This is a genomic window from Microcoleus sp. M2_D5, from assembly GCF_036701935.1.
Taxonomy (GTDB): Bacteria; Cyanobacteriota; Cyanobacteriia; order Cyanobacteriales; family Microcoleaceae; genus Microcoleus.
The window spans coordinates 151-15,196 of the sequence record NZ_JAUBRP010000034.1; the positions used below are offsets into that span (position 1 = coordinate 151).

General features: G+C 45.6%; 13 protein-coding genes. 7 read left to right on the forward strand and 6 right to left on the reverse strand.

Annotated features, from left to right (window positions below; all coding sequences use genetic code 11):
- The first annotated feature begins 262 nt into the window (after positions 1-262).
- Positions 263-565: a 30S ribosomal protein S14 gene (gene rpsN / locus QUA50_RS15840; RefSeq protein WP_333055623.1), complete on the forward strand. Its 303-nt coding sequence runs from the start codon at positions 263-265 to the stop codon at positions 563-565.
- 118 nt (positions 566-683) lie between these two features.
- On the opposite strand, the gene QUA50_RS15845 is transcribed toward rpsN, so the two are convergent.
- Positions 684-1,013, reverse strand: a complete 330-nt coding sequence (locus QUA50_RS15845; RefSeq protein WP_333261475.1) for a hypothetical protein — start codon at positions 1,011-1,013, stop codon at positions 684-686.
- 46 nt (positions 1,014-1,059) lie between these two features.
- Between QUA50_RS15845 and aat the strand changes: the two genes are divergently transcribed.
- The 4 genes from aat to QUA50_RS15865 all read left to right on the forward strand — a co-directional run bounded on the left by aat (position 1,060) and on the right by QUA50_RS15865 (position 6,500).
- Positions 1,060-1,656, forward strand: a complete 597-nt coding sequence (gene aat, locus QUA50_RS15850) for a leucyl/phenylalanyl-tRNA--protein transferase (RefSeq protein ID WP_445243166.1) — start codon at positions 1,060-1,062, stop codon at positions 1,654-1,656.
- Positions 1,657-1,876: 220 nt separating this feature from the next.
- Positions 1,877-2,557, forward strand: coding sequence for a Uma2 family endonuclease (locus QUA50_RS15855; RefSeq protein ID WP_333261477.1), 681 nt, complete (start codon positions 1,877-1,879; stop codon positions 2,555-2,557).
- A gap of 364 nt (positions 2,558-2,921) precedes the next feature.
- Positions 2,922-5,528 (forward strand): leucine--tRNA ligase, encoded by a 2,607-nt coding sequence (leuS, locus tag QUA50_RS15860; protein WP_333261480.1) that lies wholly within the window; start codon positions 2,922-2,924, stop codon positions 5,526-5,528.
- Between the two features lie 108 nt (positions 5,529-5,636).
- Positions 5,637-6,500 (forward strand): alpha/beta hydrolase, encoded by an 864-nt coding sequence (locus QUA50_RS15865; RefSeq protein ID WP_333401533.1) that lies wholly within the window; start codon positions 5,637-5,639, stop codon positions 6,498-6,500.
- A gap of 106 nt (positions 6,501-6,606) precedes the next feature.
- Here the strand turns inward: QUA50_RS15865 and QUA50_RS15870 are convergent, their stop codons facing one another.
- Positions 6,607-7,416 (reverse strand): SAM-dependent chlorinase/fluorinase, encoded by an 810-nt coding sequence (locus QUA50_RS15870; RefSeq protein WP_333261486.1) that lies wholly within the window; start codon positions 7,414-7,416, stop codon positions 6,607-6,609.
- A gap of 18 nt (positions 7,417-7,434) precedes the next feature.
- Between QUA50_RS15870 and QUA50_RS15875 the strand changes: the two genes are divergently transcribed.
- Complete coding sequence (locus tag QUA50_RS15875) at positions 7,435-8,283, forward strand: DUF3598 family protein (RefSeq protein ID WP_333261488.1); 849 nt, start codon at positions 7,435-7,437, stop codon at positions 8,281-8,283.
- A 201-nt stretch (positions 8,284-8,484) separates the two neighbouring features.
- Here the strand turns inward: QUA50_RS15875 and QUA50_RS15880 are convergent, their stop codons facing one another.
- The 3 genes from QUA50_RS15880 to QUA50_RS15890 form a co-directional block, all read right to left on the reverse strand.
- On the reverse strand, positions 8,485-9,162 hold the full coding sequence (locus QUA50_RS15880) for a GIY-YIG nuclease family protein (RefSeq protein WP_333261491.1): 678 nt from the start codon (positions 9,160-9,162) through the stop codon (positions 8,485-8,487).
- A gap of 153 nt (positions 9,163-9,315) precedes the next feature.
- Positions 9,316-10,179 (reverse strand): aldo/keto reductase, encoded by an 864-nt coding sequence (locus QUA50_RS15885; protein ID WP_333261493.1) that lies wholly within the window; start codon positions 10,177-10,179, stop codon positions 9,316-9,318.
- A gap of 225 nt (positions 10,180-10,404) precedes the next feature.
- Positions 10,405-11,199: an ABC transporter permease gene (locus tag QUA50_RS15890; protein ID WP_333261496.1), complete on the reverse strand. Its 795-nt coding sequence runs from the start codon at positions 11,197-11,199 to the stop codon at positions 10,405-10,407.
- Positions 11,200-11,646: 447 nt separating this feature from the next.
- Here QUA50_RS15890 and QUA50_RS15895 point away from each other — a divergent pair, with 447 nt between their 5' ends.
- Entirely contained in the window at positions 11,647-12,720 is a 1,074-nt protein-coding gene (locus QUA50_RS15895; RefSeq protein ID WP_333261497.1) for a radical SAM protein, read from the forward strand.
- 673 nt (positions 12,721-13,393) lie between these two features.
- Here the strand turns inward: QUA50_RS15895 and QUA50_RS15900 are convergent.
- Entirely contained in the window at positions 13,394-14,983 is a 1,590-nt protein-coding gene (locus QUA50_RS15900; RefSeq protein ID WP_333150938.1) for a glycoside hydrolase family 57 protein, read from the reverse strand.
- Positions 14,984-15,046: the final 63 nt, after the last annotated feature.

Below are 15,046 nucleotides of genomic sequence, written 5' to 3' on the forward strand. Positions count from 1 at the left end.
ATTGTGGAACAGGCATCTTGCCTGTTGTTAAAAATGTTGAGTGATTGTGGAACAGGCATCTTGCCTGTTGCTAAAAAAGTGAATTGATTGTGGAACAGGCATCTTGCCTGTTGTTAAAAATGTTGAGTGATTGTGGAACAGGCATCTTGCCTGTTGCTAAAAATCTTGTTGACAAAAGAAATAATTAAAATAAAAGCGATCCGAAATCACCAAAATATAGTAGAATAGTAGATTGTGATTAATCTAAGGATATCAACAGATTATGGCTAAGAAGAGCATGGTCGAGCGCGAGAAAAAGCGCCAGAGACTCGTAGACAAGTACGCCGACAAGCGGGAAGACCTGAAAGACCAGTTTGACCAAGCTACCAATCAGATGGACAAAATGGCGATTCACCGCCAACTGCAACAGCTACCCCGCAGCAGTTCGCGGACTCGCTTGCGGAACCGCTGCTGGGCAACAGGACGGCCCAGAGGTTACTATCGTGACTTCGGACTGTCTCGCAACATGATGCGAGAAATGGCTCACGAAGGTCTTTTGCCAGGTGTTGTGAAGTCTAGCTGGTAGTACAAAGGAAGAAGGAAGAAGGAAGAAGGAAGAAAAAAACTCACAATTAATCGGCAGGATTAGGTTTGGGGTTGATTTTTGTTTCAGACTTACGAGTTAAATTTTCCTCCTTCTTGCTTCACTGGCCGCAGCATTTATCGATGCCGAGACTTTCGAGTAACAAGTCGCTGACGGCGTTGGCGATCGCAAATTCGCCGTAGAAGCTTTTAGAAAAATCATAAGCCTGCATTTCGGTGACGATCGCAATTACGAGGCTGCCCAAGTCGTTTTCCCCTTCCATGCGCTGGCGGACATAGATTTGGGCAGCTCTTTTAGCTATTTGCTGGTTGGCTGCTTCTGGGATAAACTCGGAATCTAGCCATGCCAGCAGCGTTTCTTGGAGCCATTGGCCTTCTTGTTCGGGGTTTTTGGCGGGCGGTAAGGTAATAGGTTCGATGGTTTCAGACATGATTATTCCTAATTGCTAATGTTGACTTTGAAAAGTCAATTGACAAATGAGAACTGATAAATATATGCAATATGATATACCGACAATTATACAAGGATACGCGCAAGGCTATTTCTTGATGGCAAATGACGGCGAGGAAAGTTTGGGGTGGTATTCCAGCCGTCAGCGGGCGCTGATTCCCCTGGATGAAAGATTTACCTATCCGAAATCCCTGCGCCGCCAAATCAATCAAAATCGGTTTTCGGTGGCTGTGAACCGCGATTTTGGGGCGGTGGTTGAGGGTTGTGCCGATCGCGAAACGACTTGGATTTCTAAGCAGCTCAAGCAGATTTACTGGGGTTTGTATGAGGCCGGTTGGGCTTACAGCTTCGAGACTTGGTGCGGCGACGAATTGGCGGGCGGTATTCTCGGATTGTCGATCGGCGGTGCGTTTATTGGGGAGTCGATGTTTTACCGAATTCCCGAAGGTTCTAAGGTGGCGATGGTGAAGTTGGTGGAGAGGTTGCGCGATCGATCTTATCTGCTATTCGACGCTCAAATGAACAATCCGCACTTGGAAAGATTCGGCGCTTATACTGTTAAGGAAAAACTGTACAACACTCTTTTGCAAGAAGCTTTGAAGCGCCGCTGTTCCCTATTTTAACAAAGACTCAAGTCCTGACTACAAACGGATTATTGAGATTGTTTAAATTAGCTATAGCCTTTCGAGCGAAAGATGAGGTTCTCATGGGCATAGGGCATAGGGCATAGGGCATAGGGCATACCTCACTTTTTTGAGAATCGCTATAATTTTTCAACAACGAAACTGCGACAGTTCAAGAAATAGTATAATTAAGCTTAGATACTTCTCGGAGACAACCACTATGCAAGTCACAACCGCAGAAATCATTTATCCTTCCAGCGACGGTCAACCAATGGCAGAAAGCACCATTCAATACGAATTAATTGTCAAAATTAAAGAAGGTTGCGAATCGCTGTTTAAGAATGACCCAAACGTTTTTGTAGCCGCCGATTTACTCTGGTATCCCGTTGAGGGCCGACCCGATATTTCTCAAGCACCTGATACGATGGTGGTATTTGGCAGACCAAAGGGCGATCGGCCTTCTTACATACAATATCGAGAGGACAATATTGCTCCTCAAGTCGTCTTTGAGATTCGCTCCCATAACGACCGCCAAACCAAAATGAATAAGAAACTTTCATTTTACCAGCGTCATGGAGTTGAGGAATATTACCTTTACGATCCAGAAACAGATGAGTTGCAAGGTTGGCAAAGAATTGAGGGAGATTTAGAAGTTATTGAGCCGATGGAGGGATGGATCAGTCCGAGATTGGGAGTGCGATTTGAGTTGGGAGAAGATGGCTTAGAAATTTATCGACCTGATGGAGAAAAGTTTCTTTCCTATGCAGAAGTAGAAGAACAGGCGTTATTGGATCGCCAGCGTCTACAACAAGAAGCTCAAAGAGCCGAACAAGCAGAGCAAAAGTCTGAACGTTTAGCCGCAAAACTGCGCGAATTGAACATCGATCCTGATAGCATTTAACCTCGAATAAATGCTAAGAAACCCGGTTCCTCAAATAAATCTGGTTTCTGAGGATTGGGGTTATTTATTCTTTTAGGACTTACGCATCAAGACCAAAGAAACCGGGTTTTTTGCGATTTTGCCGACTGTAACGCGTCTTTTGATAAAAACCCGGTTTCTGACCACCCGTGCGTAAGTCTTATTCTTTTAAGGGCGATCGGGGATATTTGGTCGATCGCCCCCAGCTCAAATTGCATATACTACAATATATAATACAGATATTCGAGCCAAAATCCTTGGAGCTCAGAAAAATCCGAATCGAGGCCCCTTGAATGTGCCAAAATGTTCAAGCAAACATTAGTAAATGCTACACGGAGAAATTGTTGTGGATTCCAGATATAACCCCCAATCCATAGAAGAAAAATGGCAGCAGGCATGGGCTGAGCAAAACTTAGACCAGATGCCAGAAGATACGCAAAAGCCTAAATTTTATGCCTTATCCATGTTCCCCTATCCGTCGGGAAACCTGCACATGGGCCACGTCCGCAACTACACAATCATCGATGTAATTGCCAGACTCAAGCGAATGCAAGGTTATCGGGTATTGAATCCGATGGGATGGGATGCTTTTGGTTTGCCCGCAGAAAATGCAGCCATCGAGCGAGGAATTCCCCCCGCACAATGGACTTATCAAAACATCGCCCAAATGAAAGGCTTATTTCGCCGGCTGGGTATTTCTTTCGACTGGACAAAAGAAGTTACAACTTGTTCTCCCGATTATTATCGGTGGACTCAATGGATTTTCTTGCAATTTTTAGAAGCAGGATTAGCATATCAAAAAGAAGCAGCAGTTAATTGGGACCCCATAGACCAAACAGTCTTAGCAAACGAACAAGTAGACAACGAAGGTCGTTCCTGGCGTTCCGGTGCCAAAGTCGAGCGCAAATTATTGCGGCAGTGGTTCCTCAAAATTACCGATTATGCCGAACAGTTATTAAACGACTTAGACAAATTGCCAGATTGGCCTGAAAGAGTCAAATTAATGCAAGCCAACTGGATCGGCAAATCAGTCGGTGCTTACTTAGAATTTCCGATTGTCGGCATGGATGAAAAAATCGCCGTTTTTACCACACGTCCCGATACAGTTTACGGCGTCAGTTACCTTGTTTTAGCGCCGGAACATCCACTAACTCAGCGCGTGACAACCGCAGACAGAAAAGCCGCCGTAGAAACCTTCATCAAAGAAGTGGCCGCCCAAAGCGAGATCGATCGCACAGCCGAAGACAAACCAAAGCGCGGCATCCCCACAGGCGGCAAAGCAATCAATCCTTTCAACGGCGAAGAAATTCCCATTTGGATCGCCGATTATGTGCTGTACGAATACGGCACCGGCGCAGTCATGGGAGTACCCGCCCACGACACGCGAGATTTCAAATTTGCCAATCAATATCAACTGCCAATTAAAGTAGTAATTGTGGATGATGATGAGCTGCCCTTGACCGAAGCTTACACAGAACCCGGAATTATGATTAATTCTGAAAGCTTCAACGGCATGGATTCAATTAAAGGCAAAGCAGCGATTATTCACCATGCCGAAAATGCAGGTTATGGCCAAGCTAGAGTCCAATATCGCTTGAGAGATTGGTTGATTTCCAGACAGCGTTATTGGGGCGCTCCCATTCCCGTAATTCACTGTCCCAACTGCGGAACTGTCCCCGTCCCACAATCGGATTTGCCCGTATTGTTGCCGGAAAATGTAGAATTTACTGGCAAAGGTTCGCCCTTGGCAAAGATGGAAGAATGGGTAAACGTTCCTTGTCCGAGTTGCGGGACTCCGGCGAAGCGGGAAACAGATACGATGGATACTTTTATCGATTCATCGTGGTATTTCTTGCGCTATCCCGATGCTCAAAATCAAGAGCAAGTCTTCGATACGGCGAAAACAAATGATTGGATGCCGGTAGACCAATATGTCGGCGGCATCGAACACGCCATCTTGCACTTACTGTATTCCCGGTTCTTTACCAAGGTTTTGCGCGATCGGGGTTTGATCGATTGCGACGAACCATTTAAACGCCTGTTAACTCAAGGCATGGTGCAAGCAATGGCCTACAAAAATCCCGTTACTGGCAAATACTTTCCCCCATCAGATATAGACTCCGCAAATCCCAAAGATCCTCAAACTGGCGAAACTTTGCAAGTCTTCTACGAGAAGATGTCCAAATCAAAATACAATGGCGTTGACCCCTTGGAAGTTATGGGCAAATATGGGGTAGATACGGCGCGGATGTTTATTTTATTCAAAGCGCCACCAGAGAAGGATTTGGAGTGGGAGGACGCTGATGTGGAAGGGCAATTTCGCTTTTTAAATCGCGTTTGGCGCTTGGTGACAGAGTTTTGTGGGGCAGGAATCTTGCCTGCTACCGAAGTACCGGGGACGGGCGGGACGCCCATCCCACAATTAAATAGTCCCGACAATTTGGAAAGCCAGAATTTGAGTAAAATTGAGAAGGATTTGCGGCGGGCAATTCACACTGCAATTAAGGAAGTGAGCGAAGATTTGGAGGGCGATTATCAGTTCAATACTGCTGTTTCGGAAATGATGAAACTCAGCAATGCTTTGAATGATGCTAAATGTAAAGATTCGCCAATTTATGCAGAAGGAATTAATACTTTGATTCGCTTGTTAGCGCCTTTTGCGCCGCATATTGCTGATGAATTGTGGCACAATACCGGTAACAGTGAATCGGTGCATACGCAAACTTGGCCGAGTGTGGATCGGTCTGCATTAGTTACCGATGAAATTACGCTGGTAATTCAAGTTATGGGCAAGACTCGCGGCACAATTCAAGTGCCTTCTGGTGCTGATAAAGCTGCTTTGGAAAAGTTTGCTCGCGAGTCGGAATTGGCTAAGCGTCACCTGGAAGGTAAGGAGATTAAAAAGGTAATTGTGGTGCCTGGAAAGTTGGTGAATTTCGTGGTAGCTGGATAAAGATGAGAAACCCGGTTTCTTTATTTAATAAACCGGGTTTCTGAGACTTGCAGTTAAGAAGTATCCATGCCAAAAATGAGCAAGCTAAACAAGACAAAAAAAACTTTTTTGATAGGACTATTGTGTTTAGGAAAACTTGGGGCGCTCGCCTACATTGCTTGCTGTATACTGTTGTTTTTTCTGCAAACTCGTTTGATATTTCAGCCAACACCTGCAATCGCCAAAACACCGGATGCTTTTAACATCGCTTACCAAGAAGTTTGGTTGCCAGTTAAAACTCGATCGCCCAAAATTGAAAAACTGCACGGTTGGTGGCTGCCCGCCGCAAATCGAGAATCATTAGGAACTTTATTGTACCTGCACGGCAGGGGTTTGAACATCGGTGCTAATATCACTCAATCTTACCGCTTTCGGCAATTGGGTTTTTCGGTATTGCTGATTGATTACCGGGGTTACGGCCGCAGTCAAGGCAGCTTTCCCAGCGAAGCTCGGATATATGAAGATGCTGAAGTTGCTTATAATTATTTAGTTAAGCAGCGGCAATTGTTGCCTAGCCAAATTTTATTTTACGGTCATTCAATGGGAGGTGCTGTTGCTATTGAGTTAGCAATAAGGCATCCAGAATCTGCTGGTTTGATTGTCCACAATTCGTTTACTTCTATGGTGGACATGGTGGAAAATAATACTTTTATGCGATTTTTTCCGGTGCGGTTGTTGCTGACGCAAAGGTTTGATTCTATTGCTAAGGTTAAATCACTGCGAATGCCGGTTTTGTTTGTTCACGGGATTGCCGATTCTTTTGTTCCTGCTACTATGAGCAAAAAGTTATATGCTAGTTCTCCTGAAGATAAAAAAATTTTGCTAGTTCCTAATGCTAGGCACAATAATGGAGATGCTTTTTTTAATAATCCCGAATATCGCCAAACTATTGTGGATTTTGCAGAAAAAGTAATCGATCGAAAAAAGCTATGACTTACGCACTCCGCAAAAGAAACCGGGTTTTTTAGGGAATCTGCTGATTTTAACCAAGTATTTTCGTAAAAAACCCGGTTTCTGAGCACCCATGCGTAAGTCCTATTTAATTGTTAGTTTCAAAAAGCAATTGCACGATCGCTCCGCATTCCAATTTTAATACTGATTGAGCGCTGCCGCCATTAACGGCAATTTCTACCCAACCGTCAGAACCACTTATGGCAATTAAATCTCCAGGCTTGCTGTCGCTGTAGGTTTTACCGCTGGGGATGCGAATTGCATCAGAACTATTGCTAATTGTCAATGACCAATTGTTACCTATAATGCAATTATTGGGGATATTAGTAATTAGGTTGCCGAAGCGATCGACATATTGAACACAGCCTTCTATACCTGTGGCTGTAACGGCACAATTTGGTATCTCTAACTGTAGTAAACTTGCAGGGTCGATGCACTCCCCCAACTCTTCCAATGCCACCCCGTTGGCTAAGTGAGCGCCCGCTGCAGCGAAAATATCGCGACCGTGAAAAGTGCTGCTGGGTTGAGGTGTGCGCCAGTATAGGGAATTCGTGAGCTCGACAGATGCGATCGCACTTTCCCGACTCAACACCCCGCTAAACAACCCGTTATCGGGCCCAACAAGGAAGCAATTAGCACATTTAATCGCAACAGGGCGTCTCTTGCTTCCCACCCCCGGATCGACGACAGCAATATGTACGGTTTCCGGGGGAAAATAAGCAAAAGCAGTCATCAAACAAAACCTCGCGGCCGCAATATTTTGAGATGGTATTTGGTGCGTAATGTCAATAACTTTTAACTGCGGGTTAATTTGGGCGATCGCACCTTTCATCACTCCCACATAAACATCGCTTAATCCAAAATCTGTAAGTAGAGTTATAATTCTATTTTTAGACATATATGCAAAGGTAAAAATATGGTATCACAATGGGAAAACTTTCTGCAAAACTTGGGAGAATGGCACGGTTCATTCACTCAGCTATCGCCGCGGGGAGAGGTACTTCGAGATACTCCTAGCATTATTTCTCTCGAAGGTCTAAATGACAACAAAACTGTAAGATTGAAACTCCGTCGCTTTTCCCCAAATCCCAGCGGTGTCGGCGAACCGGAAGTGAGCGAACTTGTTCGAGAATATCAGGGTTTGGGACGGGATATCTTGTTTTTTGAGAATGGAGCTTTTTGTCAGGGAACTATTCAACTAGCGCCTTATTCTGAGTGCGGTGCGGAGTTTGGTTTTATCTACAATTATCGCCGGTTGCGCTTCGTTCAGCTCTACAGTATCGACGGCAATTTATCAAATCTTACCTTAATTCGGGAAAAACAGCTCGATAAAAATGTCGCCGAACGTCCGCCTTTAACTGTTGAGGATTTGCTGGGAGAGTGGCAGGGCGAGGCCGTGACAATGTATCCAGATTCGCGTTCTCCTGACTTTTATTCTACCAATTTACAATTGCATTTGGAAAGTAGCGATCGCGTAATTCAAAAAATTACTTTTGGCAGTAATGGTACTGTTATTAGTTCTAGCGCCCGCATTGACGGTTCAGTTCTGCACTTTAACGAAGGTGCTTCCCCCGTGCAAGTTTTGCTGCTTCCTGACGGCGGTTCTTGCACTTTACCTGTCAAAATTGAATCCAGAAAACCTATATTTTTCGAGGCAGGTTGGTTGGTAGAACCTGACTTGCGGTTTCGGATGATTCGCAGTTACAATGAGCGGGGTGAATGGGTAAGTTTGACTTTAATTAAAGAACGAAAAATTCGTCATTAATTTTGTAGGGGCGGGTTCACCAAAAATTTTTAATTCCATCCCAAATATTAATAAACCCGCCCCCAGCCAACCAATAAATTCTGATTGCGGAACAGGTTTGTCGGTATCTGAGATGGGTGGGTGCGGGATTGTTAATTCTGCTATTTGATAATATAAACTTTGGCGAACCCGCCCCTACCAATCTGGGTATTTTCGCGAATGTTATTCGGCGGACTTTGTTTCCTGAGTTTGCGATTGAATCACCGCACTCCAGTCATCATTGTTAACAGCAGCTTCCAAATCCTTAGCCTGTTCGCCATTACTTTTGGCGGCTGTTTCTAACTCTTTGGTAAGAGTGGAATCTGCCATTGCTTTCCGCAATTTTAGCTTTTTTTCTTCATAAGCTTTTTGTTCCTCAGCAGACATAGCAGCGCGCGCTGCTTGGCCTACCGTAGCCGCCCACATTTCGCTGTCAGCAGCGTTGCCGGGGGGAATGCTGCCGAGTTCGGCTATCCAAGCATCCCGCAAACTTTCCATTTCTTCCCGCTTCGGAAATTTGAAAGTTTGCACGCGCAGGAAAGCACAATTTTCAACGCCGTTTTGGGCGATGTGACCGTTGATTGAAAGCAGGATATTTCGCGAATAACCTATATACTGAGTTTGACGGGAAGTGTCCATTACAGCGTAAACACCGGCGACTTTCGCGTTAGTTGCCAAATCGCGCCATGTATCGATCGACATTACTTGCGTGCCGTCATTTTCTAATTCAGAAATAGTCGCTGCTGCGCTGTGTTCTGAGTCGGAACTGTATAAAAAGTTGTGCAGTCCTTCATGGGCGACAGGTACGTTTTGATGTTCAATTGCTAGGTCTCTATCGGCATTCACTTGATTAGCTTCCATACAACCCAATTCCTCAAAAAATGTCAACTTTACTCATTAAATCCCGCTTTCAGAGGCGGGCTATAAGAGCCCAACCCCTACTCCCCACAATAAAGTTCTCTTTGTGGAACAGGCCGGACAGCCTGTTCTACTATTTTTGTGGCCCTTATCTACTTAACTTGCGGCAATTTGTTGCAATTCCTCATCAGTCAATTTAACTTCGAGCGCCCGCACAGAGTCCTCAATACTCGATACTTTGGTCGCACCGGGAATGGGAACGACACAGGGCGATTGTGCCATCAACCAAGCTAATACTATACAGTAAACTGAAACGTTTTTTTCTTCTGCTAATTTTGCGATCGCGGGCATATCTTGCAAGCTTGTGTGGCGGCGGCTTCCTCCCAGAGGACTCCAGGGAAAAAATGTCAGTTTTTCGGTTTCGCAATATTCCAGAACGCCGTCTGATTCTGGCTGTCTGTGCCACGGATTGTATTGATTCTGCACGGAGACAATTTCTACTGTATCGCGGGCGCGTTTGATCTGCTCTACAGAAAAGTTTGACACTCCAATAAATCGAATCATTCCTGCTTCTACTGCTTCTTTTGCGGGTGCTAGGGCTGCTTCGATGGTATAAGCGGGATCGGGCGAGTGATATTGCCAAAGGTCGATCGGTTTCTGGCCGCCCAATGCTTCAAAACTTTCCCGAATTGTCTTGCGTAAATGGTGGGGGTTGCCATTGCGCGTCCACGCACCTTGAGGCCGCATTAAGCCGCCTTTAGTGGCCACAGTAACTGCCCGAGTATCTCCGGTGTACTGTTCCAAAGCTTTGGCAATCAGTTGCTCATTGTGGTGTTTGTCGGATTCATCTTGGCAGTAGGAATCTGCGGTGTCAATTAGGGTGACACCCAAATCGAGGGCGCGGTGAATTACCGCAATTGATTGATCTTCGGGCGGCCTGCCGCTTAAGGACATTGGCATACCTCCAAGACCGATCGCGCTGATAGTAAAATTACTGTTACCCAGTTTTTTTCTTTTCATTGGTTTGCCTTCGCTTGCGTGGTTTATTTCCAGTTTACATTTCCAGGATAGGTTTAAATTTTACATTTATTTAACTATCTAAGTAAATAGAAAAAACTATTTTTTAGATAAGCTGTTTTGCATTGAAAATGTATATTTCAATTCCCTATTCTCCCCGTGTCAAGTTCTCTCCCTCTCAAACATAATAGACAATCTAGATGTGCAGCAGCTTAACTACCGACTTAACTAGCTGGAAGCGCTGGTGTAAAAGCGGAGTGCAAATTGCCAGAAGTAGCGGGAGAACAATAACAGCCCGATCGCCAATATTCCCGCCCCTGCGATCCAAACGATTTCACCTCTCCCCAGCATGGCTTCTGCAGGCACCGTCGTCAAGAAGGCAACGGGTACTACGAAAGTGAAGAAAAATCGATAAGCTGCGGGATAAGCTGCCATCGGAAATCTACCCGCTTCTAACAATCCTTCGAGAACTTCGGTAACATTGTAAATTTTGACAAACCAAATGCTGGTTGCCCCTAACATAAACCATATACTGTAAAGAGTAATAGTTCCGAATAACAGCGGTATGGCTGTTAAAAAATAGTTGCCGATTGCTACTCCCAATTTGTTGGCAGCATACAGCAGCAATACGGTGCCCAAGATTAAATCTGGGATTCCCCAAGGCGAAACTGTGTTTGCAGATAGCCAGAATTGGGAACTGATGGGTTTGAGGAGTACGAAATCGAGAGTACCTTGCTGGACTCGATCGACAATACGGCTGAGATTAGGTGCTAGAAACGTTGACGAAAACCCCTGCAAAATCGTGAAAATGCCGAGTACAACTAAGGCCTCTTCCCATTTCCAACCCGAAAACGTGTAACCGGTACGGTAGAACAAAAATAGCCCAAACAAGCTGCCCGCAAGATTTCCGAGGCTGCTGACGGCCGCGAGGACAAAGTTGATTCGGTATTCTAGTTCCGCGGAGATCGCCGCACCCCAGAACAATTTCACTACGTGCAAATATCGTCCCATGTTTGTCGCCATTTTTTGCCGTGTAAATACTTAAATTCCCATATTGTAAAGCTTGTGTGAAGTTAACTGCTGTACTGGCTGCTCATTTCACTATAACAATAAATTATCAGTACCGCTTACTTAAGTAGTTCTATAGAGAAAAAGTATTAAGTTATTTAACCAATTTTAAACACAAATTACAATTATTAATTAAAGTCAATCTTAAGCTCATATACTTTGGCAATTTTTAAGCCAACTTCATTTTTTCACAGAAAGTATCGCCAATTTGATTAAAAATACTAATATGTTACAACTTTTAATATTATAAATATTTGACAAACATCTAGCCATACCCAAACGGAACACTTAGGATGGGGCATACGTACTCAAAAGGAATACGTAATCAGTAATGCGTAATTATACGCACAAAAAAGGGATTGAGGAATTGACCTAGCTAAAAACACGTAAGGAAAAAAAGACATGGATGCTTTAACATTATCGAGACTGGGCGTCAAGCACACCAAGAGTGCAGTAGCCGAATCGCTGCGGATCAATACAGGATACGACGTGACAAGCCCAGTCACTTTTTACGGGATTGTCAACGAGCGCTGCAATGTAAAATGCCGGCAGTGCGAGTATTGGCGGCTCAAAGAATATAAAGACGAAATGACGATCGAAGAATGGCAAAATGCCCTCTTGAGCGTCAAAGAATTTGTGGGCGAATTTTCAATCAACTTTAGCGGCGGCGAACCTTATATTAAAAAAGGTTTTCTAGACTTGCTGGCCTTTGCGAATAAAAATGGCATTCACGCCGGCGTCACCACCAACGGCTATTGCATGACCAGGGAAAACGCAGCCAAAACTGTGGCTGCTCGTCCTTTTAATGTGAATATGTCCGTTGACGGGCCGAATGCAGAACTGCACGATTATTTGCGGGGTCAACCGGGATTGTTCGATCGGCTGTCTAAAGGAATCGGCTATCTGCGCGAAGAACAAGAAAAACAGAACGTCCTGTTTCCGATCAACATCAAACCGACAATGAACCGACTGAATTTCCGCCACCTCCCGGAAATAGTCACCTGGGCTCAGGGAATTGGGGCGACGACGGTAAACTTCCAACCAGTCAACCGCTGGACGCCAGAAACCTACGAGGAATTGTGGATTGAAAAAGAAGACATGGAGGAATTTGCACAAGTAATCGAGCGCCTAATTGAAATGAAGAAGAACGGCGCTCCAATTATGAACAGCGATGAAGTGTTGCGATTGATGATTCCTCACTTTGCCGAAGAAAAAGCTCCTGATTCTACTCGTCCTTGTCGCGTTGGACTCCGCAATTACTGGATTGATACGCGCGGCGATGTGAAATTGTGCGATGAGTTTCCGGTGATTGGTAATGTGAAAAACGCCAGCGCCCGCGAGATTTGGTACGGCGAAAAAGCTCAGGAAGTCCGCCGCGATACTTTGAATTGCGGCAAGCTTTGTCTGATTACTTGTGTCTCGCAAAAGACGATTTTGGACAAAGTGAAAATGGGGATGAAGTTATTAAAGAATTGAGGTTTGAGCAGTGTTAATATCGCTTGTACTCCTAGTAGCCGGGTTCGCGATCGAACCCGGTTTTTTGTTTGATGAATTGTCTTCCCGTTCGGTTGGGCTAAAGGACAGGGCAATGCCGTTTCTTTACGAATACTATGTTTTGTATCAGTCTTGGCTAAATATATTATTGCCCCTTAAACAATAACCGATTGGTTGACGATACCTTATGTCAAGAATATTATAAATCAATACGCTTGGGTTAAAACTGTTTATTCCGGGCGAGATCCCCTCGCATACCCCCTACTCCCCCTGATTGTTGGGGAGTAGGGGTTGACTTTGAGTAAGGAATGAGAATTAAATAACTTCCACAAGATTGTGGGATGGGCCTGAAAGCCCGTCATGAGTGGACGGGCTTTCAGGCCCATCCCACAATAACAATTAAAATTGTAAGTTATTTAATTCGCGATCCTGATTGTCTAATTGCTTGGTGCATGGTGCGAGGATCACTTGGGACAGTTGCGTAAGTCCTGAATTGGTTTGACGCGCTACTTATCGGGGTAAGGTTCGCACTGCAAACCTGCAATATAGATGTTCTGTACAAGTCTTGAACAACGGTATGAAAAAAAACCCGTGTAGGCGGGTTTTTTTTGTGTCGCAAGTGGTTTTAAACTGTCTGGATTTGCTCGCAGTTTGCTTAAAGCGATCGATAAACGCGATAGTTAATTTCAGGGAAAATATTATCAATCTCCTCAACCTTCTCCAACCAACCCGAATCGACTTTGCCTTCTTTCACTTCATCGTACAGCTTGTGAAAGCGCATTAAGTGCGATCGAGTCCGGCGCACCGCATAGGGCACCATCGTCCCTGTACGCATGATAAACGCCCAGTCAGAAGATTGAGCTAGCAGCACTTCCCGCGCCGCCTGGTTCAAAGCCCGCCACTGCAATTCATCCGCAGGTTCCATGCTTCCCAACTCAATCATCCGTTCCGCAGCTTTGTGCAAGTGCGGGTAAATCCAAGCATTGGTATCGTTGAGCCAATATTCGTGGAAACCCCGGAAACCCCAGCTAGACTGAGACGGGCGGCACACTTGCTGAGTCCGATTTCCCCGCAAATAATCGGCTAAGTGCGTCATCTCGTAGGTATTTTGGTCGTACCAACTCTTGCGGAACAGGTAATCTAAAAACCAAGGCCCTTCGTACCACCAGTGACCGAAAAGTTCGGCGTCGTAAGGCGAAACAATAATCGGTGGACGCTGCATAATGCCGTTGAGGTGTTCGACTTGGCGTTCCCGGTTGAAAGCAAAGTTGCTGGCGTGTTCGGCTGCTTTTTCCCTTGCCCAGTAAGGATCGTACAACTGTTTATCGCCTAAACCCAATCCGCGACCGGTGATTTTGTGATATTTAATCCCGGTATTTTTCCGCTGGCCGTTGGGCATGATGTAGGGCTTAATGTAATCGTAGTCAGCTTCCCAGCCCAAATCTTTGTAGAATTCGCGGTATTCGGCGGCGCCGGGATAGCCGACTTCGGAAGACCAAACCTGCTGCGAGGATTCGTGATCCCGGCCGAAGGCTGCGACTCCGCACTCGGTGAAAATTGGGGCGTAACTGCCGTAGCGGGGACGCGGGCGGGCGTAGAGGATGCCGTGACCGTCTGTGAGAAAGTAGCGGAGGCCGGCGTCGGCTAACATCCGCTCTAAGCCTTCATAGTAGGCGCATTCTGGCAGCCAAATGCCTTTTGGTCGGCGACCGAAGTTTGCTTCGTAGTTGTCGCAAGCTACTTGAATTTGCGCCCAAACTGCTTCGGGGTACATTTTCATCAGCGGTAGGTAGCCGTGGGTGGCACCGCAGGTGATGATTTCGAGGTTGTTGGTATCTTGGTGTTCTTTGAAGGCTTTGACTAAATCTCGATCGTACTTTTCCCAAAAGTTGCGGACTTGAGAGAAGTGGGCGGCGTAATGTTCTGCCAAATAGCGGAGGTGGCCGTTTCCGCTGTTGTGTTCGATTTCGAGATCGGCTAATTCTTCGAGTTTGGCCAAGTGGTCGTCGAAGCGGTCTTGCAGCAAGGGATCGCGCAGCATGGCAACCAAGGGCGGTGTCATGCTCATGGTAATTTTAAAGTCGATGCCGTCGCGCTTGAGCCCTTCAAAGACTTGCAGCAGGGGAATGTAGGTTTCCGCGATCGCCTCAAACAGCCATTCTTCTTCTAAAACGTAGTCGCTTTCGGGGTGGCGGACAAAAGGCAAGTGGGCGTGGAGAACGAGGGCGAGGTAGCCAATAGTCATAGTGATTTGGATGCCGTAGTTATTAACTGACGCCAGTTAGGGACAGCTTTAAAATATTTTAAG

Excerpts from the sequence above, each read along its gene's own strand:
- QUA50_RS15895 (WP_333261497.1), top strand. The coding sequence starts at position 11,647 with ATGGATGCTTTAACATTATCGAGACTGGGCGTCAAGCACACCAAGAGT.
- QUA50_RS15880 (WP_333261491.1), bottom strand. The coding sequence starts at position 9,162 with ATGGAAGCTAATCAAGTGAATGCCGATAGAGACCTAGCAATTGAACAT.
- QUA50_RS15855 (WP_333261477.1), top strand. The coding sequence starts at position 1,877 with ATGCAAGTCACAACCGCAGAAATCATTTATCCTTCCAGCGACGGTCAA.
- QUA50_RS15845 (WP_333261475.1), bottom strand. The coding sequence starts at position 1,013 with ATGTCTGAAACCATCGAACCTATTACCTTACCGCCCGCCAAAAACCCC.
- QUA50_RS15885 (WP_333261493.1), bottom strand. The coding sequence starts at position 10,179 with ATGAAAAGAAAAAAACTGGGTAACAGTAATTTTACTATCAGCGCGATC.
- QUA50_RS15875 (WP_333261488.1), top strand. The coding sequence starts at position 7,435 with ATGGTATCACAATGGGAAAACTTTCTGCAAAACTTGGGAGAATGGCAC.
- QUA50_RS15870 (WP_333261486.1), bottom strand. The coding sequence starts at position 7,416 with ATGTCTAAAAATAGAATTATAACTCTACTTACAGATTTTGGATTAAGC.
- aat (WP_445243166.1), top strand. The coding sequence starts at position 1,060 with ATGAGAACTGATAAATATATGCAATATGATATACCGACAATTATACAA.
- QUA50_RS15900 (WP_333150938.1), bottom strand. The coding sequence starts at position 14,983 with ATGACTATTGGCTACCTCGCCCTCGTTCTCCACGCCCACTTGCCTTTT.
- QUA50_RS15890 (WP_333261496.1), bottom strand. The coding sequence starts at position 11,199 with ATGGCGACAAACATGGGACGATATTTGCACGTAGTGAAATTGTTCTGG.
- rpsN (WP_333055623.1), top strand. The coding sequence starts at position 263 with ATGGCTAAGAAGAGCATGGTCGAGCGCGAGAAAAAGCGCCAGAGACTC.